This is a genomic window from Pseudomonas sp. F3-2 (assembly GCF_038804275.1).
Classification (GTDB): domain Bacteria; phylum Pseudomonadota; class Gammaproteobacteria; order Pseudomonadales; family Pseudomonadaceae; genus Aquipseudomonas.
Genome location: NZ_CP152388.1, coordinates 2,948,737 through 2,972,854, shown reverse-complemented (window position 1 = coordinate 2,972,854; position 24,118 = coordinate 2,948,737). Strand labels below are relative to the sequence as shown.

Here is a 24,118-nt window from a genome sequence, read left to right as displayed (position 1 = left end):
TCACCCCATGCGTAAATTGATCATTGCCGCGGCCCTGGCTGCGAGTGCTGTGCTGCCCGTCGCTGCCCATTCGGCGGACAAAGTGCGAATCGGTTACTGGACCAGCGGCGTCAGCCTGGGCTACGGCTCCGTGCTGGAAGCCAAGGATTTCCTCGCCGAACGAGGGGTGGAAGCGGAGTTCGTGCACTTCCCTGATGTCAACGCCCCCATCCGCGCATTGGCCGCAGGTTCCATCGACCTGGCGTTCGGGGCGCCTCTGGCCGGGGTGTTCAGCTCGGCGGCAGAAGGGGTGCCGATCAAGATCTTCGCGGCCACCCAGCCTGCGGATGTGCAATTCGTTGTCCCAGCAGACTCGCCCATCCAGTCGATCGACGAACTCAAAGGCAAAAAGGTTGGCATGTCCCCGGCGGGCTCGTCAGTGGCTGTGATCGCCAGCGCGGTGCTGGAAGGCAATCACCGGATCAAGGCCAATGACTTCTCGCTGGTGGGAGGCAATGAGGCGCGCCTGGCGCAGTTCCTCGCGCAGAAACAGGTCGATGCCGCCGCGTTGCGCTCGGTGACGGTCGCGCAGTTGGGGGATGAACTGAAGCTGCGCCGCCTGGGCAGTTTTGCCGAGGAGTGGAAAACCCTGACCCAGTCTGATGCGCTGCCCTACATCGGCGTTGGCACCGTCAGCGCCAAGCTCGCCGACAGCCAGCCGCAGACCGTTGCGCGGGTTATCGCTGCACTGCGCGACACCCTGGCCTGGGGTGACGCCCACCCTGATGAAGTGGTCGCGATCCTGAAGAAAAGCGCCAACCTGCCGGAGAACGACGCACGGGTCTACGTCGGCCAATGGAGCGCCATGAACCGGCTGTCTTTCGAGCCGCAAGACCTGGAGACCCTGCGCCGCGAGCATCAGGTGTTTACCGATGCCGGCCTGATCAAGGGCGAACTCAAGCCTGACCTGTTTACCACCGATCCCTACGCCCAATCCAAGAACCTCAAGTAATCACGGAGACAACGACTGTGAGCAAAACAATGAAAGCCCTGGTACTCGATGAACACGGCGGCCTTGACCGGTTGCACGTGGTCGCTGACAAGCCGGTCCCGGCAGTCAGTGCAGGGCATGTGCTGATCCGCGTGGGGGCATCCTCGTTCAATTACCACGACGTGTTTACCGTCAACGGCATGCCGGGCATCAAGGTGCCGCTGCCGGTGGTGATCGGACTGGATCTGGCAGGCACCATTCGTGAAATCGGCGAAGGCGTCGAGGGCTGGGAGGTCGGCGATCGCGTACTGATCAACCCGCTCAAGCCTGATGTCGGGCTGATGGGTGAAATGGTCGACGGTGGCATGGCCGAATACGCGCTGGTCGATGCTCGCCAGCTGATCCGCCTGCCCGCAGCCGTGAGCTTCGAACAGGCCGCAGCGCTGCCCGTTGCCTATGGCACCGCCCACCGCATGCTGATCACTCATAAAACCGTGAAAGCGGGGGATCGCGTTTTGATTCTCGGTGCCAGCGGCGGGGTGGGTACCGCCTGCGTGATTCTCGCCAAGCTGTTGGGCGCTGAAGTCATCGCCTGCGCGGGCAGCGACGAGAAGGGCGAACGGCTCAAGGCCCTTGGCGCGGATCACGTGATCAATTACCGCGACACCGACTTCTCCAAATGGGCGATCGGCAAATACGGCAAACCGCAGCGCCGCACTCACGAAGGTGGCGTCGATGTGGTGATCAACTTTACCGGCGGCGACACCTGGCTGCCGTCACTCAAGTGCATCAAACGCGGCGGCACCTTGCTGGTATGTGGCGCGACAGCGGGCCACGACCCGAAGGAAGACCTGCGCTACGTGTGGAGCTTCGAGCTGAACATCAAAGGCTCCAACAGTTTCTACGAAGACAATCTGTTGGGCCTGCTCGACCTGATTGCCGAAGGCAAGATCAATCCGATCATCGACCGCGTCCTGCCGCTGGAACAGGCCGCCGAAGGCCTGGCCTTGATCCGCGATCGTGAAGTGCTGGGCAAGGTCGTCGTCACGCCTTGATCTGCTGATCCTCTCTGCGACCGGGTCGTACGCGTTTTGCGCCGAGCGGCCCGGTTTACCTTTTTGCCGTTATCCATGGAACATTTCATGACCGACACTACGCTGCCTACCGCTGCAGACATTCAAGCCCGTTTGCTCAAGGGTCCTTACCACCAATGGCTCGGCCTGCAAGTGCTGGAAGTGGGCGAGGGCAGCATCGAGCTCAGCGCCACCTGGCGTGAAGAGTGGGTGGTCAACGTCGAAGGTGGCTACACCCACGGCGGTATTCTCGCAGCGCTGGTCGATCTCACCGCTGACTGGGCGCTGGTGTCGAAAACCGGCAAGGGTGTGCCAACCATCGACCTGCGCGTCGATTATCACCGCCCCGCCAAAGGCGACCTTCGCGCCAGCGGTAAGGTGATCAAGTTCGGCAAGCAGTTTTCTGTTGCTGAAGCGCAGGTGTTCGACATTGACGGCCATCTGGTCGCCAGTGGCCGTGGTGTCTACTCCACGCCTGCGCCGAAGGCCTGAGCGATGAGCGCCGCACTGGACCATCTGGTCATCAACACCCGTTTCGACATGGATGCCGCTGCGACGCTTTTCACGCAGTTGGGCTTCACCTTGACCCCGCGCGGGCATCATTCGTTGGGCTCGATCAATCATCTGATGATGTTTGCCGAAGGTTATCTGGAGCTGATCGGCTTGCCTTCGGGCACCGACACGTTACGCCAGGAAGTGCTCGACAGCCCACGGGGCATCGACGGTCTGGTGATCAGCAGTGCCGATCCCAAGGCGACCCACGCTGAACTGGTAGGCCAGGGTTTTCTGGTGCAGCCGGTGCAGCATTTTTCCCGGCCGGTGGAGCTCGACGGTGCGGTGCGCGATGCGCGTTTCGGCACGGTGCGCCTGGTGCCTGGGCAGTTCGCCGCCGGGCGCGTGTACTTTTGTCATCACGAAACCCCAGAACTGGTCTGGCGCCCGCAATGGCTGGGCCACGCCAATGGCAGCACGGCAGTGGCAGGGATGACCATCGTCAGTGCCACACCGCAAAAGGCGCGTGAGCAATACGCAAGGCTGGGCCGTTTTGACGAGCGCTTTACCTTGGAGTTCGTCGATGCCACGGCGCTGCGGGCGCGTTTTGGCGAGCTCGCGCAATCGCTCAGTGCACGGGAGGAGCGATTCGCAGCCATCACCCTGCGCGGCGCCGATCTGCCAGGCATGGCCCGGCGCGCAGCGGATCTGGGTCTGCAACATGCGCATGAAAACGCCCGGGTGGTGATTGCCATTGCGGCGTTTGACACCTTGCTTGAGTTCGTCCCATGAATGACGCTATTTGCAACCTGGGGGATGTGGTCGGGCCACATAGCCCAAGCGATCGCCTGGCGTTCATCGGCCTGGATGGCGGGCTGAACGAATCCCCATATCGCTTCGATCAGCTCAATGACCTGGCCAATGCGACTGCCCGAGGCTTGAGTGCGCGAGGTTATGAACAGGGCGAGCGCATCGCCATTCTGGCCGCGAACTCCGTCGAGTTCATCGCGGTGGTGTTGGGCATTATGCGCGCTGGCCTGGTGGCGGTGCCGGTCAACTACCGTTTTCCCAAGGCGTTAATCGAATATGTGGTCGCCGACAGTGGCGCACGGCTGCTTTTTTGCGATTCGGCTCGCGCTGAGCAGGCCCCGACAGACGTTGAGCGGGTGCTGCTGGACGGCGGCGTGCAAGCCGGTCTGAACCAGTTCGTCGACCCGGGGGCGTTCGTGTCGTTCGCGCCGACCGCCGATGAGCCGGCGATGATCCTCTACACCTCCGGTTCCACTGGCAAACCCAAGGGTGTCGTGTTGAGCCATGCCGCGCACCTCTGGGTGGTGCGCACCCGTCTTCAAGCAACGCCACTGGCCAATGAGCGCGCGTTGATCGCCGCGCCGCTGTACCACATGAATGCCCTGGCCCTGGCGCTGTTGACCCTGGCCAGTGGCGCGACGGCTGTGTTGTTGCCGCAGTTCATCGCGCAGGATTACATCGAGGCCATCGAGCGCTATCGCTGCACCTGGCTGACGGCGGTACCGCCGATGATCGCCATGATGCTCCGTGAGCAGGCGCGTCTGGCGCGTGCCGATCTGAGTTCGGTGCGGGTGGTCAGAATGGGTTCGGCGCCGGTGAGCGCGAGCCTGCTGGAACAGATCACTCAGCTGCTGCCCAATGCCCGAGTGATCAACGCCTACGGCACCACTGAAGGCGGTCCGGTGGTGTTCGGGCCTCATCCTGCGGGGCTGCCGAGCCCTGCGCTGTCTGTCGGGCATGCCCATCCCCAGGTGCAACTGCGGTTGCGCGACAACTCGGGCACTGTGGCCGATGAAGGTGTGCTGGAGCTGAAAAGCCCCGGCTTGATGTCTGGTTACCACAATCGCCCTGACCTGCGCGATCCGTTCACGGACGACGGCTTTTACATCACCGGCGATGTGCTGCGCCGTGATGCCGAGGGGTTCTACACCTTTGTCGGCCGTCGCGATGACATGTTCGTCAGTGGTGGCGAGAACATCTACCCCGGCGAAATCGAGAAGCTGCTCGAACGTCATCCCGCCGTCCAGCAGGCCTGCGTGGTGCCTGTGGAGGATGCAATCAAGGGCTTCAAACCCATGGCCTTCGTGGTCCTCAGACGCGCTGCTCAAGCCTGCGAACAACAGCTCAAAGACTTCACCCTCGAACACGCCCCGGCATATCAGCATCCACGGCGCATCTGGTTCGTCGATGCACTGCCGCTGGCCACCACCAACAAGATCGATCGACCGGCCTTGCTGCTGGACGCCAACCGGCGCCTGCGAGAGCGCACCCCGGAAAACAGCCACCCGGAAAACCTTTAATAATCGTCCAGGTCAGGAACCCACCATGCGTCATTTATATCTGCTGCCACTTGCACTGGCGTGCGCCACCTCGGCCCACGCACTCGACGACGTGACCGTCGCGTTGGCCATTCCGCCCGCCGTTCATGATGGCGCGCCCTTTGCGGCGGCCGAGGAACTGGGGCTGTTCAAGGCGCAAGGCCTGGCGGTCAACGTCGTGGTCTTTCAAGGGGCTGGTGCTTTGTTGCCCCAGGTGGCCAGCAAGCGCGTGACCTTTGGTTTCCCCGTGGCGGAGCCGGTGATCTCCAGCTATTTCAACGGCAAGAACCCGCTGCCGGTGCGCTATTTCTACAATGGTGTGCCCAGCCAGACCCTGGAATACGCCGTGCTGGCCGACTCGCCGATCAAGACCCTGGCCGATTTGAAAGACAAGAAGATCGGCGTCGGTGCGCTCACCTGGGGCACCTTGCCCAACAGTCGCGCTGCGCTGAAAGTCGCTGGGCTCTCGCCGGGTCAGAACGTCGAGTTCGTTGCGGTGGGTGCGTTGGGTGCAGGGTTTCAGGCGCTGCGCAGCAAGCAGGTCGACGCGCTGAATTTCAACAACAGCTGGGACGACATGCTTGAGCTGTCAGGCACGGCGATTCGGCGCATCCCTTACCCCTCCGTGTTTCAGGAAAACCCAGGCAACGGGTTCATTGCCCATGAAGACACGTTCAAGGACGACCCCGACCTGATCCGCCGCTTTGGTCGTGCGTACACCGAGGCGCAATTCGTCTGCGAGGTCAATCCGGGTTTCTGCGTTCAGGCGTTCTGGCGGCAGCACCCCGAGAGCAAGCCTGCCGACGCGCAGGGCAAGGGCCTGGAAGATGCCAAGACCCTGCTGAGTCGTCGCCTGCAACGCACCTTGTACCACGCCGATGGTAGCCCGCGCACGCCTGGCCAATATGATCTGCAGGTGATTCGCCAGGCCATCGCGGCCATGGCCAGGACCGGTGAGTTCCCCACTGCGGACGTGCCGGTGGAGCGGATTTTCTCGAATGAATTCGTCGCCGCGTTCAATGATTTTGACAAGGCAGCCCTGCGTCAGAAGGCGGAGGCCGCCCAATGAGCCTGCGTCTGGACATCGATATCGTCGACGGCCTGATCGACCAGCCAAGGCGCATCCGCGCATCAGGCCTGACGCCGGGCATTGCGACGCTGACCACGACGCTGGCGCATCCGGACGGCAGTGTCTGGCGCAGTCGCGCCGAGTTTCGGATAGCGGGCGACGGCTTGCTCGATCTTGAGCAGCAGGCGCCAGTAGCAGGGGACTGGAGCATCGCCGACGGCATGGGCTGCGTGTGGGCGCTCAGGCCGCTGAGCGAGCCCGTCATTGCGTCACACACCGACGGCGTCGTGCCATTGCCGATCACTTTGGAACTGGAGGACGCGTCCGGCAGCCAGGCATCGACAGTTTTCGTGCAGCGTTTTATGGCAGAAGGCGTGAGGCGTCGGGAAATCCGTGAGCAGAACCTTTCGGGCACGCTGTTCACCCCTGTCGCAGACGGCCCGCATCCGGTGGTGATTGTGCTCAATGGCTCAGGCGGCGGCACCCCGGAGCAGCGCGCCGCACTGTACGCCGCTCACGGTTATCAGGGGCTGGCGCTGGGGTATTTCAAGGCCCCGGGGCGGCCTGAGCATATTTCCGATACACCACTTGAGTATTTCCAGACGGCCCTTGAGTGGGTGGCGCAGACGCTTAACCCCAAACATGGCTTTATCGCCGTGGCAGGCTTGTCGCGCGGAGGCGAGCTGGCATTGCTGCTGGGCGCCTATTTTCCCAAGCGGGTGTCGGCGGTCATCGGCTATGTGCCCAGCGCGGTGGTCCACGGCACTCTGCGTGCCGGGCGGCCTGATCAGCCTCGTGATGCCGATGCCTGGACGTGGCAGGGCAAACCCCTTCGCAATGTCTGGCGCGACAACCCGAGCGCGGACTGGACCGCATTCGACACCCCGCCTGCGCCAGGCGCGGCGATTCGTCAGGCACCGGCGTTCAGTGCCGTGGAGCGCAGTGCCGAGTTCGTCGTGGCGGCCAGGATTGCGGTGGAGCACATCGCCGGTCCCGTTCTGCTGATTTCCGGCACCGATGACGGGTTCTGGCCGTCGACTGCGTACAGCGCACGCATCGTCGCTGACCTGAAGGCGGCCAACCATCCATGGCCGGTGGAGCATGTGCGCAACGCAGGCGCGGGGCACGCGATCGGTTTCCCCTGTGTCCCGACCACGGTCATCGCCCGGCTGCATCCGGTGGCGGGCGTGATCATCAGCGGCGGGGGGAGCGCGCAGGACAACGCCCGCGCCAATCGACTGAGCTGGAGCAGGGTGTTGGGGTTTCTTGAGGCTGCGGTCGCCGCCAAAGGACGTGAGTCATGAGTGCTGCCTTGGCGTTACATGATGTCGGCCTGACCTATGCCACGCGCCGGGGCGAAATCCAGGCACTGGCAGCCGTGGAACTGACCATCCGGCCCGGCGAATTCGTGGCCTTGCTGGGGCCATCCGGATGCGGCAAGTCGACGGTTCTCAAGCTGGCGGCAGGGCTCCTGGCTGTGTCCAGCGGTCACATCGAGTTGGCGGGCGGCGCCGTCAATGGGCCAAGTCAGCACACCGGCGTGGTGTTTCAGAAACCCAATCTGCTGCCGTGGAAAACCGTGCTGGACAACGTACTGCTGCCAGCGCGCACATTGGGTCTGCCAAGCCAGCCCAGTGTCGAGCGCGCCAGGCAGTTGCTCGAACTGGTGGGCCTTGCCGCGTTCGCCGATGACTACCCCTTCGAATTGTCCGGCGGCATGCAGCAGCGCGTCGGCATCGCCCGAATGCTCCTGCACGATCCTGATCTGCTGCTGATGGATGAGCCTTTTGCCGCGCTGGATGCGTTGTCCCGGGAGTCGCTGACGCTGGAGTTGCAACGTATCTGGAGCCAACAGCGCAAGTCGGTGCTGTTCATCACCCACAGCATTCAGGAGGCTGTGTTCCTCGCCGATCGGGTGCTGGTGATGTCGGCACGTCCTGGGCGAATCATCGACGAACTGCTCATCCCCCTGGCCCGTCCGCGGACCCTGGACACCCTGGCGCAACCCGACTTCACGGCGCTGTGCCAACACCTGCGCAGGCATTTCAGCCATGAATAAAGTGCTTTCGGTGCTGTACCCACTCATCAGCCTGACGCTGCTGGTTCTGGTCTGGGGCGTGGCGGTCAGCGTGCTCGCCATCCCCGATTACGTGCTGCCTCCGCCCTCGGCCGTATTCGATGCGCTGGCCAGCGGTTTTGCCAGCGGCAGTCTGTGGCCCCACATCGGCGCCACCTTGGGCGAAATGCTCAGCGGTTACCTGATCGGCTGCCTGCTGGCTGTGGCACTGGGTGCGCTGCTGGCCGAGTCGCAAACCTTCGAGCGCTTCGTTTATCCGCTGCTCATCGGCTTGCAGGCCACACCCAAGGTCGCCCTGGGGCCCATCATCCTGGTGTGGTTCGGCTTTGGCATGGCCTCGAAAATCGTGCTGGTGGCGTTGGTCTGCTTCTTTCCTTTGTTTGTCAATACGGTCAACGGCATTCGCCGTACCGATGCCGAACTGCTGGACGCTTGCCGCTCGTTTTCGGCCTCACGCCTGTACCTGCTGATCCACGTGAAACTGCCCTCGGCGGCGGGTGAAATCTTTGCCGGTTTGCAGATTGGCGTCTCGCTGGCGCTCATCGGCGCGGTGGTGGGCGAGTTCCTTTCAGCCCAGCGGGGGCTCGGTTACATGATCGCCTCAAGCTCAGTCAGCATGAGCCTGTCAACCATGTTTGCCGGCGTGGTGCTGCTGGCGTTGATCGGGCTGTGTGGGGCGCAAACGATGCGCTGGCTGCAACGGCGAGTCATTTTCTGGGAGCCCGGTGCGGCTCGACACACCAAGCGTTAATGGAGAACTTCATGACTTTCAATTGGCAGAATCCGTATCCCACTACCCGCATTCCGTTGTTCGCACGCAACGTGGTATCCACATCTCATCCCATTGCCGCCCAGGCGGGCGTGCGCATTCTGTTGGCCGGGGGCAACGCTGTGGATGCCGCGATTGCCGCCGCTGCGGCGCTGACGGTGGTCGAACCGGTTTCATGCGGGTTGGGCAGCGACGCCTTCGCCCTGGTCTGGGACGGCCAGCAACTGCATGGCCTCAATGCTTCGGGTCATGCGCCCACGGCGTGGGACCTGAATCACTTTCGCAAACGCTACGGTGAAGACGGGCAGGGCCACGCCAAGCGCCCGGTGCGGGGCTGGGATGCGGTGACCATTCCCGGTGCAGTGGCCGGCTGGGCCGCGCTGCACGAGCGCTTTGGCAAGCTGCCATTTGCCGACGTGCTTGAGCCTGCCGCCGAGATCGCCGAGCGTGGCATCACCCTGGCGCCCATCGTGGCGCACAAATGGGCCGCCGCCATCCCGGCGCTGCACGACCAACCTGGCTTTGCCGACACCTTCATGCCTGGTGGACGCGCGCCGAAAACCGGTGAGAAATTCGTCTTCAAGGATGCCGCACGGACGTTGCGCATTCTGGGTCGCCAAGGCGGCCGTGCCTTTTACGAGGGCGAGATCGCCGAAGCGATCGTGGACTACGCAAGACAAACCGGCGGGTCGTTGACGCTGGAGGATTTGCGCGGCTATCAGCCTGAGTGGGTCAAGCCGATCTCACAACGCTACCGTGGCCATGAGGTGCATGAGATTCCACCGAACGGCCAGGGCATCGCTGCCTTGATCGCGCTCGGTATTCTGGAGCATTTCGACCTGGCGTCGCTGCCAGTGGATTCGGCTCAGTCCCAGCATCTGCAGATCGAGGCCATGAAGCTGGCGTTCGCCGATGTCTATCGCTATGTCGCGGACCCGAGCAGCATGGAGGTCACGCCTGAGCAGATGCTCGACCCTGCGTATCTGGCGAGCAGGGCGCGTCTGATCGACCGGGCAAAATCCACGCACCCAGAACACGGGATGCCCAGGTCCGGGGGGACGGTTTACCTGTCGGCCGCCGATGAAAACGGCATGATGGTGTCGTTCATCCAGTCCAACTACATGGGCTTCGGCTCCGGCATCGTGGTACCCGGCTACGGCATCAGCCTGCAGAATCGCGGGGCAGGTTTCTCCAGCGATCCGGCATCGGCCAACGTCGTGGCCCCCGGCAAAAAACCGTTCCACACGATTATCCCCGCGTTTCTGACCAAAAACGGCGTGCCGCAGATGAGTTTCGGGGTGATGGGCGGCGACATGCAGCCTCAGGGCCACGTGCAGACGCTGGTGCGCATGCTCGACTACCAGCAGCAGCCTCAGGCCGCCTGCGATGCGCCACGCTGGAAGGTAAACCAGGACTACTCCGTGGACCTGGAAGCGACCATGAACGTTCAGGCCGTCGAAGGGTTGGCGAGCCGGGGACATCGACTCAAATCCGTCGAAGACCCCTACATGGACTTTGGCTCGGGGCAGTTCATCTGGCGTTTGTCAGAGGATGCCGACCACGGTTACGTCGCTGCCAGTGATAGTCGCCGAGATGGCCATGCGGCAGGCTTCTAGCGTCTGGAGAAATTCCCAGATCTCCGGGAAAACATGCCGGTGATCTTGGGAGTGTTCCGCTTCTGGCTTATAGCCGAGAGTTCAAAGGCTCCATGCGTCAATGATTGAGCCTTTAGCCCCGTTTAGCTTTGCGCGGCGAGTCGTTGGCCGACTTGTGGCCTAAGGCCCTGCGCGAATTCGCCGAGCTGCTGGCCCGGGCCCAGCGCCTGGTAGAGGACACCCTCAAGCCCGAACGCCTGTACGTCAGCCGCTACGCCCATTCGCTGAGCCAGCTTGCTCTTTGGAAAGTCAGAGTTGAACGCTTGTGCGTTTGGGAGCCGAAAGCCGGATCACTGCTGCAGTCAGCAGCCGCTTCTCATGCAGCACCTCGATTCGCCGCGAAACAGGTTTGCCTAATTCGAGAGCATGCTGACACTGGATGGCTGAGTACTCTGTGGCCTGAATGGGGCAACTGTAAATTTGCCCTTGCGGCAGCGGTCCAGAATTTGCGGCGACTTGCCATAAAGTCGGCCGGTACCTGCTACTCAAGTCGCGTGGCCCATGGATGCAAGTGCTGTCAGCAGAAGGCCACCGCGCTATCAGGGCAGCCCTCGCTTGACTACGCCGCGTGACAAGACGCGCGCAGATCAGCCTATGCCGGAATGAGTTTGCTCTGCCATGCCAAGTAACTGGAAGGTTGCCGCATCGTTCGCCAGGTCAGGGGCTGGCAGTGTTGTCTGGTCGCTTGGCGCTGTCGCGGCAGTGGATGCATTGGGGGCAAAAACGATGCCGTCGCTCTTAAGGTATTGGCTGACATCGCCCTCGAATGACACTTGAAAGCGGCTGCCGCTTTCGTCAGCGTCATAAGACTTCAGGTAGGTACGGGCGCCGGCAGCATCAACCTCGACCCTCAGCGTATGGTCATGGCCGTTGCCTAACCCCGTAAATTCCAAGGCAGACAAATCGATGCGGTCCTCGGCTGTAAAATCAAGGATCAAGTCGGACTGGCTAAGGCCGTCCCGTTGATAGCTGTCATTAAGGTGGTCGTAAACAAAAGTGTCAGCACCCGCGCCACCCGTGAGGGTATTGGCGCCTGGGCCGCTGCTGATCACGTCGTCCGTGCCGTTACCGATGATGTGATCTTGAGTGAGGTACTGGCTGACATCCCCTTCAAAAGCCAGCTGAAAGCGGTCACCGCCTTCGTCGTATGCGTAGGACTTGAGGTAGGTGCGGGTGCCGGCGTCGTTGACTTCAACTCTCAGCGTATGATCATGGCCATTGCCTAATCCGGTGAATCCCAACGCGGACACATCGATGCGGTCATCGCTTGAGAAGTCCAGGATCAGGTCGGAAAAGCTCGTACCGCCGCCTTCATGACTCTCGCTGATATTGGAAAAAACGAAGGTGTCGGCTCCAGCCCCTCCAGAAAGCGTGTCGCGGCCCAGGCCACCTGAGATGACATCATCGCCATCGTCACCGTACAGGTGGTCACTGCCGCCGCCGCCGTTGAGGCGATCGCCGCCGCCTGCGCCATGAATGGTCTCGCCAATGGCAGTGCCATCGAGTACATCTGGACCGTCAGTCCCGACTACAGAAAGCGTATTGGTATCAGTCGCTGCAGGTTTAGCTAGGCTCATGGTGACTCCAATGGTTGAGATTCGAGGGACGCTCACGATGCCACTTGATTTGCGCACCGTTCACCCACTGTTTCAAACATGAGTCAGACCGCTTAAATCCCTTGTCATTTCCCATCACCCCTACTACAAATTTCACAAACAACCGATATTTCAAAACCAAAATTTCGCAGATTTGTGAAATATCAAGACTAAGAATCGTAATAAAAACAATAGCCTATAAACCTACGAAATTTCCAGTGTCGACCACCTTAAATGCTGCTAAACCTTAAGGGTTGTTAGTCATTAGAGTGGATCCGCAAATCTACCGTACCGCTTGTAGCTCTCTCGGGTTGACCTCGCTCACGAGGCTGATACACAACGTGTCGTGATGATTGGCGATTCTTTAACCTGTGATTATCACGGCCCGCGGAGCGTGGGAATGACGGGCATTCATCTCCAACGGTCGAAGCATGGCCGGATCAACAATCTCGTGGACTTTGCTCATTTGGTGATCGGCGAGAACAGAGTTGAAGGTTCGGGGCAACTACCCAAGCACCTCAAGGTGCTCTCAGGTAATGGCGAAAGGCTTACAAGCGCTTCAGCAAAACGACCGTTTACAGTCTCGCGACGAGGGCATAAATTGGATCCATCAGCTGGAGAGCAGGAAGCCCTCCAGAGGTCATGGATGATCAGCCATTGCCTGGAATGCTGCCGGCAAGGACATTGGAATGGTGCTGATAGAAAAGAACCCGCTTCGGCGGGTTTTTTAGTTTTTCGGTATCAGCATCTGGCGGCGGTCGGGATCAGCTTTTTCCAGGATGAATACGGATATCGATCAATCCCACAACCGCGGCTTGAGCAAGTATTTCTTCGGGTGTCGCGTCCGCGTTCGGCATCATCAGGCTGTTTTTCCCATCCCCAAAGTGAAGCTCCAGCAGGTGCATTGCAGCTTCATGAGCCTCGAGTGTTTGCTTCTCGATTTCGAGCTGATGCTGACGCGGGGGTGTCTTTGAATCGGTATTCGATGGTGTAGCTATACATGGCGAGCCTCAGCAATGGCTGGATAGCTGAATTCCTGACTGCTTTTGGTCTGGTATAGGTTCAGACCATCCGCCTCACGGCATGCTCAGCCCATATTCAACCAGCTAAATGACTGCTCGCTTTTAGTGCTTTCACCTCAGCCATAAGCGCATCGTTCATCGCCACTAGCGTGCGCGTGTCACCTTTCAGCCTTCTGATGTCGGCCCACGCTTCATGCAATTCATCCAAGAGCACCAGGCATTGGTGCTGATAGCTCTCCAGCTCGGTGGGGATGCCAAGGTCAAAGGGTGCGTCTTCTGTTGGGGAAAGGAGGTTAGACATGGGGGTGTCGCCTGGAGTACAAATGTTCTCCTAAGGGTAACTCCCTGCACTGGATGAATCAACAGTGCTTTCTTTCCAAAGACAGGCGGATCGAGAACGGGGTTAAGGCCCGTTATAGCGTGCCGAGGCCGACAGCTGTGGTGAACCGAGCCCGAGGATCTCGGCCCTGTGGCGAGTACCATCCTCACGCCTCCAGCCCTGCGGGCTTGGGTGCTCCGCTTGCTCGGGAGACATGAGAGTAGGTCAGTGGGCGATATTGCGTGGATCCCGCTGACCTACTCGGTGTTACTTACGAGTTTTGCCAGCGTCGCTTCGTTTGTCCCGAATCTGGCCATCTTTATTCCGGGAGCGAGGCTGTTCGCCACCTTCTGGTTTAGGAACGTTCACATCTTTGTTGATCGGACGGCGGTCTGTCATACGAAATCCCCCATAGTGCATACAAAGGGTAATAAGATAATCGCAAACGATAACCGCAACGGAAACACATTATGTAGTGTTTCCTGTGGCGATTTGGCACAACATAATGATTTTTTAGCCGCGCCGCAATATCTTGTGATTCTACTATTTCGCCCGGCGCCTTCTGTGCGCATTCAGAGCCAGAGTTTCAAAGGCTGAGGGGCCGCTCGGATGAGGCATGAGAAAAGTGATCACCTGACGACTAATGGCGCATCACGGCTGCTCCAAGAAACGCTATCATCGCGCCATTAGCTCAAGCGGGGCCTTTTGGCCGGTCAACTCCGGCACTCCCTTGGGTACCTCGACAAGGATGTTTGCGCATGGACGACGTAGTTCAGCCCCTCAAGCCCGAAGAAATAGTCCCTCCGAAAGAAGTTAAAATCCTCGCGACCCTGGTAGCGAAGCTTAATTTGGCTGACTTCCAAAACGCCATTCCCGTTATCCGGGAACTTCGAATTTCTAACGAGACCACTGACAGGTTCGTCAACGCGACTTTGACCCTCACGTCTGCTCCCGAGGTGCTTAGGGCCAAGACCTGGCGAATCGACGAAATCGCTGCGGACAGTTTTCGTATCATCCCGGGCCTGGATCTCGTACTAGATGGGCCGTTGCTGAGCCGACTGACAGAGTCAGAAATGTCAACCTTTACCTTTGTCCTTGAGGCTGATGACAAGGCAGAGGAGGGCGGTCGAAAAAAGATAGCTCGGCTGGAGCAGGTCGTAGACCTTCTCCCACGCAACCAATGGGGCGGACTGCGACATATCCCTGATATGACAGCAGCATTCGTCCAACCCAATGATCCTGCGGTTGAGCGGTTGCTCAAGCAGGCCGCTGAGCTTCTTCGTCTCAGCGAGCTTTCGTCAGCGCTTGATGGGTATGAGGGTGGCTCCAAGCGAGCCTGGCAGTTGGCCTCTGCCATATGGAGCGCTGTCGCCCGGATGAAGCTCGACTACGCATTGCCTCCGGCGAGTTTTGAACAGTCGGGCCAGAAGGTGCGCAGCCCAAGTCAGATCACTGATACCGGTCTGGCAACTTGTTTCGATCTGACGCTGCTTTTCTGTGCTGCGCTTGAGCAAGCGGGGCTCAATCCCGTGATCGTGTTTACCCATGGGCATGCATTCGCTGGGCTGTGGCTAAAGCCGGAAGAGTTCACCACTGCGCTGGTCGACGATGTCACTGCGGTGCGTAAGCGAGTCAAGCTTCAGGAGCTTGTGCTCTTTGAAACGACGCTCGTCACTCAGAACCCAGTTCCGGCTTTTTCCTATGCAGTTGAACGAGGAGCCAAGCAGGTTGAGGAGGATGCAGAAAGCTGTTTTGAAATGCTTCTGGACATCCGCCGGGCGCGCCTGCAGCGAATCAAGCCGCTTGCGAGCGCCGAGTCCCAAATCGCGCGCGTAGCCACTGAAGAATCGTCAGACGCTCCACCTCCGTTGCTGGTGGAGGATGGGCTTGGTCTCGCGGAGGATGTTGTTGAGGTTCAGGTCGAGGATCTGTCCAAATTAAATCCTTCTGACCGTTTAGGTCGTTGGCAGCGCAAGCTGCTGGACTTGTCTCTTCGAAACAACTTGCTCAATTTCAAGACGGGCAAGCGGTCGCTGAAGCTTGAGTCTCCAGACCCGGGGGCGCTTGAGGATATCTTGGCGAGTGGTCAGTCGCTTAAGTTGCTCACTCGGCCAGATCTGATGGATGGCGCTGATCCGCGGGAACGAGCGCTTTATGAACAACGTGAACGTGAGGACGTGCGTCGTCGACATGCCGAGGATGCGCTGAAGCGCAGAGAGGTGTTTGTTGCACTGACCTCTAATGAGATGGATGTCCGACTCACCGAGCTGTATCGAGGTGCACGTACTGCGCTGCAAGAAGGCGGTTCCAACACATTGTTTCTGGCGATTGGCTTTCTGAGTTGGACGCGTGAAGACAGGGCAGGGCAGAAGTACAAAGCACCGCTTGTATTGATCCCGGTGACGCTGGAGCGTAAGAGTGCACGCTCAGGGTTTACCATGGTGCTGCATGATGATGAACCGCGCTTCAACCCCACGCTGATCGAGATGCTCCGCCAGGATTTTGAGCTGGGATTAGGTTCACTGGAAAATGAGCTGCCTCGTGATGACTCGGGTCTCGATATCGCAGGCATATGGAAGAAAGTCGGTCATGCCATCAAGGACATTCCTGGCTGGGAGCTCAACGAAGACGTAGTGCTCTCCATGTTCTCATTCGCCAAATACCTCATGTGGAAGGATTTGGTTGAAAACGCCGAGCACTTGCGGCAGAGCCCTGTAGTCCAGCACCTGCTCGACACGCCTAGGGACTCGTTTGTCTCAAATACGCCATTCCCCGAAGCGGAGTCGCTGGATCGTGACTATGGCCCGACGGATGTCTTCTGCCCGCTGCCATCCGACTCATCTCAGCTCGCTGCGGTCATGGCTGCTGCGAAAGGTAAGGACTTCGTTCTGATTGGCCCGCCTGGTACGGGCAAGAGCCAGACTATCTCCAACATGATTGCGCAGTCGATCGCCCAGGGTCGTCGAGTGCTGTTTGTCTCTGAGAAGATCGCTGCGTTGGATGTCGTATATCGACGTCTTCGTGAAATCGGTCTAGGTGAGTTTTGCCTTGAGCTTCACTCAAGCAAAGCTCGAAAAACGGACGTGCTCGCGCAACTGCAATCTGCTTGGGAGGCGAAAGGACAGGTTGACTCAGCGGCGTGGGAAGTTGAGGCACAGCGACTGGCAACGTTGCGGGACAGCCTTAACATTTACGTTGAGCGACTTCATCGCCGTCATCGCAATGGCTATTCGATCTATGACGCCATTGGTACGGTCACGTCTGGCGCCGATGAGGCCGTAGCATCGATTTGTTGGGCGTCCCCTGATGTTCATGATCAGAAGGCGATGCTTGAGCTGCGTGAGCTGGGCGACCGGCTTGAAGTTAACGCACAGGCTGTAGGTTTTGATCAGCTCGCTAGCAACGCTCTGTCTCCAGTTGGCCAAGCCGAGTGGTCGCCTCGCTGGCAGCAGCAATTTGTGCAGGCGGCGAGGGATGTTTTGCCTTCTGTACTAGAGGTGCAAAGGGCTGCAGATCGCTTCATTGAGTTGACGGGGCTTCCTGCCACTCAGTACACACCCACAACGCTGGACGGTCTATCGATTCTTTCACGAGTACTACCGCAGGCCGCGGGGCACGATTGGCGCTTTGCTCTGAAGCCAGATGCCCGCACCATCTCTCAACGTCTGAGCGATGGCTGCAGCTGGGTTGAAAAGCACCGCGAAATCAATTCGAAGCTTTCGACGCCATGGTCGCCTCGTGTCATTGCAGATGCTAAACAAGGCATCGATCTGTTGCAGCAACGCCGCGCGACTTTTACCGGTCTCGGCCCTGCCTGGCCACCAAGCGTCACTGATGTACTGGAGCAAGCGGTCGTGTTGTTTGGCCAAGTGGAAGACCTCCAAGCACAACTGCAAGCGACTTACAGTGATGCGATCGAGACGATTGATGTCGAACTCCTGCATCGTGAGTGGACTGAAGCCGAGGAAGCTTTCTGGCCTAAATCCTGGTTCGGCAAGCGTCGAATTACAGGGCTATTGGCTCCAGTGCAGACGTTCGAAGGCGAGATCGACAACGCAAAAGAGCTGGCAACTTGGGTCGAGATTCGAACTGTGCGTCGTGCCATTGATGACCTCTCACCTGGGCAAGAATGTGGCGCCGTGTGGCAGGGAGCCATGTCCGATGCCACTTGGATCGTTGCAGCCATCAAGCTTCAGGCGGCACTGCGACTCCAGAAGGAGAATTCGTCCTGGGATGACGATGGGCTGTTGTTGGTAGAACAAGGCCATTTGGGTGATGAGCTAAAAGACGAACTTCATCGACTGCGCACTGTGGTTCGCCTTGATGCCGAGATGGATCAACTGGCCGATCTCGGCGCAGGAACCCATTCCTTGTGGGAAGGGCTGGCTACAGACGTTGATGGGCTCACTGCTGCGATTCGGTTTCAGGTTGAGCGGCGTGATATCGAGGAGCGGGGACGGCTTGTCGACGATCATCCGCTTGTAGAAGAGGGGCGTTGTGGCGATCCACTGAAAGATGATCTTGAGTTGCTCAAGCGCAGGGCCGCTGTTGAGCGAGAACTGGCTGATCTATCCGATCTGCGCGAAACGGTGCCTGCCTGGAATGACCTGAAGACAAAGCTTGATGTGGTTCGCAATGCAGTGGTGTTCCAAGGGGAGCTAACGACCGCGATTGCCAAGCTGGCACGTAACCCAGAGCAGATTGGTGCTTACAAGGCACCGCTCCAGATGTTGCTTGGCGATGGCAACGCATTGTTGGAGCCAGAGGGTGCAATCCCTCTGGCAGGCGTCGCTTTGCGCGAGAAGCTTGGCCTGCTCCAAGAGCGTACTTCGCATCTGACAGCGGTTGGTCACTTCACCGATTCGGGTATCGATGAAACTGCTCACTTGGCATTAAGCGATCTCAAGAAAAACTGTGAAACGGTTGTCTCCTCTGAACCGCGTTTGAAGGCATGGTGCTCATGGCGCAAGGTGCGGGATGAAGCCTTTGCGGTGGGACTGGCCCCTATAGTCAACGCGATGGAGATAGGCGCGATCACGTCCGGAAAAGTCCGTCGAGTGCTGGAAGTGAACTATGCTCGCTGGTGGCTGAACACTACGGTGGACAACGAAGAGGTTATTCGGACGTTCGTTAGCGTCGAGCACGAACAGCGTATTCGGGATTTCCGTGCGCTCGACGACAAGTTTACGGCGCTGACCAAGGACTGGCTTCGTGCGAGGCTGTGTGCAGATCTGCCGAGTCAGGACAGTGTCAGTCGTTCCTCGGATTGGGGCTTGCTGCGCCATGAGATGGGCAAGAAGACCAAACACATTCCGTTGCGTGAGCTAATGACTCGTGCACCTGATGCGTTGACCAAGTTGACTCCTTGCTTGCTGATGAGCCCGCTTTCCATCGCGCAATATCTGCCGCCGGCATCGACGCCATTCGACCTGGTCATCTTCGACGAAGCGTCTCAGATACCTGTCTGGGATGCCATCGGTGCCATGGCTCGAGGCAAACAAGTCGTGATGGTAGGTGACCCTAAACAGCTCCCGCCCACGTCCTTTTTTGATCGAGCCGAGTCGACTGCTGACGATGAGGATGTCGAAGCCGATCTTGAAAGCATCCTGGACGAGTGCATCAGCGCCAACCTGCCGATGCGTAACCTCAACTGGCACTACCGCAGCCGTCATGAAAGCTTGATCGCGTTCTCGAACCAGCGCTACTACCAGTCGAAGCTGGTGACTTTCCCATCGCCATTCACCGCAGACAAGGCCGTAAGGTTGTGCCCTGTCGCAGGTATCTACGACAAGGGTGGCTCACGCACGAACCTGATTGAAGCGAGGGCCTTGGTGGCAGATCTCGTTACCCGTCTTCAGTCTCCAGCATTCCGGGAAAGCAGAAGAACAGTCGGGGTTGTAACGTTCAATGGTGAGCAGCAGAAACTCATCATGGACATGCTCGATGAAGCATGCAGGAAAGATCCGTCGTTGGAACCGTACTTCGCAGAGTCCGAACTGGAGCCGGTGTTCGTGAAGAACCTGGAGAGCGTTCAGGGTGATGAACGCGACATCATCTACTTCTCCACGACCTACGGTAAGGACGCCGCCGGCGTACTGTCGATGAATTTTGGGCCGATGAACCGCCCCGGAGGCGAGCGTCGCCTCAACGTCGCAATTACCCGCGCTCGCCAGGAGCTTGTTCTGTTCTCCACGCTGCGACCGGAGCAGATCGACCTGGCTCGGACGCAAGCTGTCGGTGTTCGAGACCTCAAGCATTTCCTGGAATTTGCAGAGCGCGGGCCACGAGCTTTGGCTGAGGCTAATTTGGGCAGCGTAGGCGGGTTCGACAGTCCATTTGAGGAAGCGGTTGCCGCGGCCTTAGCCAAGAAGGGTTGGCACATCCAGACACAGATAGGTGTTTCCTCATTCCGGATCGATCTCGGGGTCGTCCATCCTGACGCACCTGGGCGATTCCTTGCTGGCATCGAGTGTGATGGTGCTACTTACCATCGCAGTGCCACCGCACGAGATCGCGACAAACTTCGTGAATTTGTTCTACGAGGTCTGGGTTGGGAAATCGTAAGGATCTGGTCGACAGATTGGTGGGTGGACGCGCTTGGTACGGCAGAGAAGGTACACCAGCGCCTGAACGACCTCTTGGCAGAGTCACGCGCAAAGCAGGCGATTATCGATGCAGCGCAGGAGGCAGAACGCCTAAAAGTCGATGCCGCCATGGCAGAGGTTATCGAGGTCGTGGAGCAAGTCGCCGTGGTTGCCGCTGTGGCTGATATCGACGAAGCAAATGATCCATCAGGGGCCTTGCCAGAGCTTAAGTACGCCAGATCAGCATCGGTCGTTTCAATCCAGGACGACACGATTTTTGTTGCTCCGTCTCAGCAATTGATCTATGTCGAAGCTGATCCTAGCAGTGTTGTTGACGCCGTCGATCCTGATCGATTCTTTGAACCTAATTACACCGAAAACCTGGAAAAGATGATTGCCCATGTGGTTGAAACTGAGGGCCCAATCCTCGATGTAATTCTTGCTCGTCGTATTGCACGCGCGCATGGATGGGTGCGTACTGGCGCGAAAATTCGAGATCGTGTGGATCAGTTGGCCAAGCAACGTTTTCGTTTTCACGATGAAAGCCAGGTAGGCGTCTTTTACTGGCCATCCAGCCTCAAAGAGGATCATGAGGTTGTGTTCCGTCGATCTGTGGATGAAGACTCTTTGCGAAGTCTGATGGAGATCTGCCTAGCTGAGATTGCCAGTATCGCCGCTAAGTTTTCTGGACGGCCATTGGATGACGAATCAATGATTTACAGCATTGCGAAGGAGGCTGGAGTGCAGAAGCTCACGGCGTCTGTTAGGGCTCGTATCGTCAAAGCGATCCAGATGACCAACTGATAGCAAATTCCTCGACGCCCTGTGATCAGTGTGAACGCATTGATTGCGGGGTATTCAAGCTTTAAGGTTCATTCAAGGAAAACGCACTTGGGTGCGCTGGGATGGGTCGCTCGCACATCACCAATACCTTTCTCCTTCGGCGATCGCTGGCAGCGTCGATCAGTTTGAACCACTCTGCATAAATGGTATTTCTGACCCACGTGCTGGTTCAGATCTGACGCTCCATCAGTCCATCACACCGGCCCACGCTCCCCGAGCGCCACCTTCGCAGCCTAGACACTCGCGCGGGCAGCCTTCATCTGAGCCGGATCACCTGAAGCCTTCGCGGCGTTCACAGCCCGCCGGCCATTCATCAGGTGATCCAACAGCCGCTGCCGCTCATCTTCGCCGAGCGTGAGATTCGAGCGCGGAGGTTTTCTGTCATCAGGAATCCCGTGTCTTCTGTCATTTCTACTCGATTCCGGATTATAGTGGTGTCCATGTGCTACCTAAGCGCGTGTACTCTAAAATGATAAGGCACCCCAATTCGCTGACCCAGTGCCTTAAACCAATGCAAAGCAGAGCCGATTGTAATTTTTTGGATGGAACCAGATGAAAGCTGAAGAAAGCACCGTTGGGCATATTCTCACCGATCAAATCTGCTACGAGATCCCTCCGTACCAGCGGCCCTACTCATGGAAGGCTGAGAACGTCCAGCAGCTACTTGAGGATATTTGGGAAGCTTACGATAATACTGATGAGGAGTACTTCATTGGTTCTCTCATTACAATCGAAACTGAGAGAGGCACACGCTTTGATGTAGTCGATGGACAGCAGCGGCTGACTACTCTCAATCTCATCCTGGCTCGACTGCGTGATCATGTTGAAGATGCTGGGGCTAAGGCGGTGTTAGGTAAACGGGTGCTGCCTCGCAACGAGCTGACCGGTGAGACGGAAACACCTCGCCTTCTACTGCGGCGAAAAGATCGGGCTTTTTTTCGTAATCATGTTCTCGACTCTCAACCTCTTCCGCCGCGCTCGGAGCGCAGCAAGCTTGATGCTCCACAGAAACGGATTGTAGAAAACCTTGAGGCCATCGACTCGTTTTTGGGGCATAAAGATCAGCAAACGCTGAAACTCTTCGCCAATTTCCTACTGATGAAGGTGTACGTAGTTTTCGTAAAAACCGAATCTCTTAAGTCCGCCTACCGCTTGTTTAACGTGCTCAATGCCCGCGGCATGTCGCTGTCGAACGCAGATCTGATCAAGAACATGCTTTTCAGCAAGTTAGGTACTGCGCAGAGTCAAAGTGACGAGCTTGAGGATCGGTGGCTGGAGCTGGAAGACATTGTGGGTATCGAGCTGCTCGACAGTTTCCTCAGCCATCATAGAACGTCGTTGATGGCGGCAAAAGCGAGGGGCTCCCTTCATGAGGAATATCGCTCGGTAATCGATGAGCTGACTGACGGCCCGTTCCCATTTCTAGATCAAGTCATTCGTTCTGCCAAAAATTTTATGCGTATCTGGGAATGTGACTTCCAAGATGCTGCGTCTGTGAGAGCCCTTAACGCTCTCTGGCGTGTGAGCTATGACGAATGGATACCACCTCTGCTTAGCTATCTGAACCAGCCTGTGCAGGGGCAGACTGAGGCGCAGTACCTCAGTCTGCTGGAACGGATTACGATGCAGAACTGGGTACGTCGTCTCGGGCGTACAGCGCGGCTTACTGTTTACTTCCAGCTGATTAGCGCTATCCGCGCTGGGAAAGCTGCTGATGCGGTGAACGGGGTTTTCATCTCACATGCCAACAACGATGAGTTCATCGAACTTTTGGGTGGTGAGGTGTACGGTAAACCGTTTGACTCAGCCGTGTTATTGCGCCTCGAAGAAGCGTCGCAGGACGACTCAGTCACTAAGACATACAGCGGACGGCTGACCATCGAGCATGTCATGCCGCAGGCGTTGAGAGACGCTTACTGGAAGGAACGATTTAATGCTGAGAATCATGGCATCTGGCTGCATCGCCTAGGCAACTTAGCCATGCTCAGTGGTAGCAAAAACTACAAAGCTCAGTACTTCGATTTTGATCGAAAAAAGAAGATCTACCTAGACAGAGATAAAAAGGTCTCTTTCGACCTGACTAAAGAAATTTGTAGCTTGGCTGAGTGGACTGGAGAAGCCTTGAAAGCACGGCAGGACCGGCTCATCACGTTGGCTAAGGCGACATGGTCAATTGCCTGACGGGAAGGTCGAGATGCCTAAGCACTTCGTGTGAGTTGTTATCACTGGACGAGTGGAGACTTTTTGCTGCTCGTTCAAACGGCCTAGTTTTAATCCTTGATCAAGGGCAGTGGTAGAATCAGTGATGCCCCTTGATTGCGAACATTCCTCACGTCCTTGCACACCTTGTACCAGTGAAAATCGCTCCTTGGCCGGCAGCCTTCCACTGCGATTTCCTTTGCGCGCTCGGGTGATGTTTCACTGTCAACCCACTCTCTGGCCAGCTCAGGACTCAGTACCAGTGGTTAGGGATCATGGATATCGACCACTCCTTGGTCGCTTGCTGCCGCGATGAGCACAAGTCCATCTTGCTCGTTCGGCTCAATTGCTTGGTGCACCTTAGCCAAGCCAGCGAAGAAAATGGGTATCTGTTCCTTCAAGGTGATGAAATAGGGCTGTTTCTTTTCGGGATCAACTGGATCCTTGACCCATTCATACCACCCGTTGGCGGAGGCCAAGACTCGGCCATTGGGCCAAAGTTGTTTGAAAAACTTCCCGCTCATTACGGTCTCGACATGGCGTTGATGGGATTGGGCCGCTTGCCTTTCAGAACTCACTCTGCAAGAAGATCCGCGTGAGCATCCGCACCGGGATGTTCAATCCCGAGGAAGCGAAATATGCGAATGGCGCGTTGGTCGAGCTTCCGTATCCCGCCAATGAGGTGCGGCTCATGACGAAGGCTGCTACCGAAGCGGTCAATCGTCTCTTTCGACATGGGTTCAAATACAGCAAAGCTGAAGTGCTGCTGATGGATCTGCGTCAGCCAGGCGAGTTTACCGATGATCTCTTCGCTCATTCGCAGCGGTTATGCTCGATAAATTGATGAGTGTGGTGGACGACATTAACGGTAGGTGGGGCAGTGGGACGCTTGGGGTGGCCAGTGTTCCCAATGATTCGGGTTGGGCGATGCGCCGCGATTTGATGAGCCAGAGCTACACGACGCGGCTAGTTCATTTGTGGACTGTCAAAGCCATCTAGGGACGAAAAATGGGAGTCAAGTTGAGTGATACAAACCAAAAGTTGTGTAGAGATTTGCAGGGGATTGCGGCTGAACTGAAGTGGTCAGCTGTGGAGCTCGTGCG

General features: G+C 58.0%; 15 protein-coding genes and 2 pseudogenes. 13 read left to right on the top strand and 4 right to left on the bottom strand.

All coding sequences use genetic code 11. The annotated features are described in order from the left end of the window. Nucleotides 1-7 precede the first annotated feature (7 nt). From AAGQ88_RS13570 to ggt, 10 genes are all read left to right on the top strand, one after another. Nucleotides 8-991 (top strand): ABC transporter substrate-binding protein, encoded by a 984-nt coding sequence (locus tag AAGQ88_RS13570; protein WP_342655699.1) that lies wholly within the window; start codon nucleotides 8-10, stop codon nucleotides 989-991. A gap of 29 nt (nucleotides 992-1,020) precedes the next feature. Then, the gene (locus AAGQ88_RS13565) at nucleotides 1,021-2,025 is read left to right on the top strand and encodes a zinc-binding dehydrogenase (RefSeq protein ID WP_342655698.1); all 1,005 of its coding nucleotides are present in this window, start codon (nucleotides 1,021-1,023) and stop codon (nucleotides 2,023-2,025) included. Between the two features lie 87 nt (nucleotides 2,026-2,112). Beyond that, complete coding sequence (locus AAGQ88_RS13560; protein WP_285423745.1) at nucleotides 2,113-2,535, top strand: PaaI family thioesterase; 423 nt, start codon at nucleotides 2,113-2,115, stop codon at nucleotides 2,533-2,535. Nucleotides 2,536-2,538: 3 nt separating this feature from the next. Further along, nucleotides 2,539-3,327, top strand: coding sequence for a VOC family protein (locus AAGQ88_RS13555; RefSeq protein WP_342655697.1), 789 nt, complete (start codon nucleotides 2,539-2,541; stop codon nucleotides 3,325-3,327). Then, nucleotides 3,324-4,865, top strand: a complete 1,542-nt coding sequence (locus tag AAGQ88_RS13550) for a class I adenylate-forming enzyme family protein (RefSeq protein ID WP_342655696.1) — start codon at nucleotides 3,324-3,326, stop codon at nucleotides 4,863-4,865. Before AAGQ88_RS13555 ends, AAGQ88_RS13550 begins: the two co-directional genes overlap by 4 nt. 25 nt (nucleotides 4,866-4,890) lie before the next feature. After that, nucleotides 4,891-5,952 carry an ABC transporter substrate-binding protein gene (locus AAGQ88_RS13545; protein WP_342655695.1) on the top strand — a complete coding sequence of 354 codons (1,062 nt, stop codon included), beginning with the start codon at nucleotides 4,891-4,893 and terminating at the stop codon, nucleotides 5,950-5,952. Next, entirely contained in the window at nucleotides 5,949-7,256 is a 1,308-nt protein-coding gene (locus AAGQ88_RS13540; protein ID WP_342655694.1) for an acyl-CoA thioesterase/bile acid-CoA:amino acid N-acyltransferase family protein, read from the top strand. The genes AAGQ88_RS13545 and AAGQ88_RS13540 overlap by 4 nt, the downstream gene beginning before the upstream one ends. Continuing rightward, nucleotides 7,253-8,011, top strand: coding sequence for an ABC transporter ATP-binding protein (locus tag AAGQ88_RS13535; protein WP_342655693.1), 759 nt, complete (start codon nucleotides 7,253-7,255; stop codon nucleotides 8,009-8,011). Before AAGQ88_RS13540 ends, AAGQ88_RS13535 begins: the two co-directional genes overlap by 4 nt. Beyond that, nucleotides 8,004-8,780, top strand: a complete 777-nt coding sequence (locus AAGQ88_RS13530; protein WP_285423751.1) for an ABC transporter permease — start codon at nucleotides 8,004-8,006, stop codon at nucleotides 8,778-8,780. Before AAGQ88_RS13535 ends, AAGQ88_RS13530 begins: the two co-directional genes overlap by 8 nt. A gap of 11 nt (nucleotides 8,781-8,791) precedes the next feature. Further along, nucleotides 8,792-10,414 (top strand): gamma-glutamyltransferase, encoded by a 1,623-nt coding sequence (ggt, locus tag AAGQ88_RS13525; RefSeq protein ID WP_342655692.1) that lies wholly within the window; start codon nucleotides 8,792-8,794, stop codon nucleotides 10,412-10,414. 626 nt (nucleotides 10,415-11,040) lie between these two features. Here the strand turns inward: ggt and AAGQ88_RS13520 are convergent. The 3 genes from AAGQ88_RS13520 to AAGQ88_RS13510 all read right to left on the bottom strand — a co-directional run bounded on the left by AAGQ88_RS13520 (nucleotide 11,041) and on the right by AAGQ88_RS13510 (nucleotide 13,371). After that, the gene (locus tag AAGQ88_RS13520) at nucleotides 11,041-12,030 is read right to left on the bottom strand and encodes a hypothetical protein (RefSeq protein ID WP_342655691.1); all 990 of its coding nucleotides are present in this window, start codon (nucleotides 12,028-12,030) and stop codon (nucleotides 11,041-11,043) included. Nucleotides 12,031-12,812: 782 nt separating this feature from the next. Then, nucleotides 12,813-12,953 carry a hypothetical protein gene (locus AAGQ88_RS13515; RefSeq protein WP_342655690.1) on the bottom strand — a complete coding sequence of 47 codons (141 nt, stop codon included), beginning with the start codon at nucleotides 12,951-12,953 and terminating at the stop codon, nucleotides 12,813-12,815. Between the two features lie 193 nt (nucleotides 12,954-13,146). After that, the gene (locus AAGQ88_RS13510) at nucleotides 13,147-13,371 is read right to left on the bottom strand and encodes a hypothetical protein (protein WP_342655689.1); all 225 of its coding nucleotides are present in this window, start codon (nucleotides 13,369-13,371) and stop codon (nucleotides 13,147-13,149) included. 776 nt (nucleotides 13,372-14,147) lie between these two features. Here AAGQ88_RS13510 and AAGQ88_RS13505 point away from each other — a divergent pair. Continuing rightward, entirely contained in the window at nucleotides 14,148-20,777 is a 6,630-nt protein-coding gene (locus AAGQ88_RS13505; RefSeq protein ID WP_342655688.1) for a DUF3320 domain-containing protein, read from the top strand. Nucleotides 20,778-21,368: 591 nt separating this feature from the next. After that, nucleotides 21,369-22,997 carry a DUF262 domain-containing HNH endonuclease family protein gene (locus AAGQ88_RS13500; RefSeq protein WP_342655687.1) on the top strand — a complete coding sequence of 543 codons (1,629 nt, stop codon included), beginning with the start codon at nucleotides 21,369-21,371 and terminating at the stop codon, nucleotides 22,995-22,997. An 89-nt stretch (nucleotides 22,998-23,086) separates the two neighbouring features. On the opposite strand, the pseudogene AAGQ88_RS13495 reads toward AAGQ88_RS13500, so the two are convergent. After that, nucleotides 23,087-23,583, bottom strand: a pseudogene (locus AAGQ88_RS13495) (SOS response-associated peptidase family protein); the annotation flags it as partial. On the opposite strand from AAGQ88_RS13495, the pseudogene AAGQ88_RS13490 reads away from it, so the two are divergent. Further along, nucleotides 23,584-24,014, top strand: a pseudogene (locus tag AAGQ88_RS13490) (DUF4113 domain-containing protein); the annotation flags it as partial. Nucleotides 24,015-24,118 lie beyond the last annotated feature (104 nt).

Excerpts from the sequence above, each read along its gene's own strand:
- AAGQ88_RS13570 (WP_342655699.1), top strand. The coding sequence starts at position 8 with ATGCGTAAATTGATCATTGCCGCGGCCCTGGCTGCGAGTGCTGTGCTG.
- AAGQ88_RS13565 (WP_342655698.1), top strand. The coding sequence starts at position 1,021 with ATGAAAGCCCTGGTACTCGATGAACACGGCGGCCTTGACCGGTTGCAC.
- AAGQ88_RS13560 (WP_285423745.1), top strand. The coding sequence starts at position 2,113 with ATGACCGACACTACGCTGCCTACCGCTGCAGACATTCAAGCCCGTTTG.
- AAGQ88_RS13555 (WP_342655697.1), top strand. The coding sequence starts at position 2,539 with ATGAGCGCCGCACTGGACCATCTGGTCATCAACACCCGTTTCGACATG.
- AAGQ88_RS13550 (WP_342655696.1), top strand. The coding sequence starts at position 3,324 with ATGAATGACGCTATTTGCAACCTGGGGGATGTGGTCGGGCCACATAGC.
- AAGQ88_RS13545 (WP_342655695.1), top strand. The coding sequence starts at position 4,891 with ATGCGTCATTTATATCTGCTGCCACTTGCACTGGCGTGCGCCACCTCG.
- AAGQ88_RS13540 (WP_342655694.1), top strand. The coding sequence starts at position 5,949 with ATGAGCCTGCGTCTGGACATCGATATCGTCGACGGCCTGATCGACCAG.
- AAGQ88_RS13535 (WP_342655693.1), top strand. The coding sequence starts at position 7,253 with ATGAGTGCTGCCTTGGCGTTACATGATGTCGGCCTGACCTATGCCACG.
- AAGQ88_RS13530 (WP_285423751.1), top strand. The coding sequence starts at position 8,004 with ATGAATAAAGTGCTTTCGGTGCTGTACCCACTCATCAGCCTGACGCTG.
- ggt (WP_342655692.1), top strand. The coding sequence starts at position 8,792 with ATGACTTTCAATTGGCAGAATCCGTATCCCACTACCCGCATTCCGTTG.
- AAGQ88_RS13520 (WP_342655691.1), bottom strand. The coding sequence starts at position 12,030 with ATGAGCCTAGCTAAACCTGCAGCGACTGATACCAATACGCTTTCTGTA.
- AAGQ88_RS13515 (WP_342655690.1), bottom strand. The coding sequence starts at position 12,953 with ATGCACCTGCTGGAGCTTCACTTTGGGGATGGGAAAAACAGCCTGATG.
- AAGQ88_RS13510 (WP_342655689.1), bottom strand. The coding sequence starts at position 13,371 with ATGTCTAACCTCCTTTCCCCAACAGAAGACGCACCCTTTGACCTTGGC.
- AAGQ88_RS13505 (WP_342655688.1), top strand. The coding sequence starts at position 14,148 with ATGGACGACGTAGTTCAGCCCCTCAAGCCCGAAGAAATAGTCCCTCCG.
- AAGQ88_RS13500 (WP_342655687.1), top strand. The coding sequence starts at position 21,369 with ATGAAAGCTGAAGAAAGCACCGTTGGGCATATTCTCACCGATCAAATC.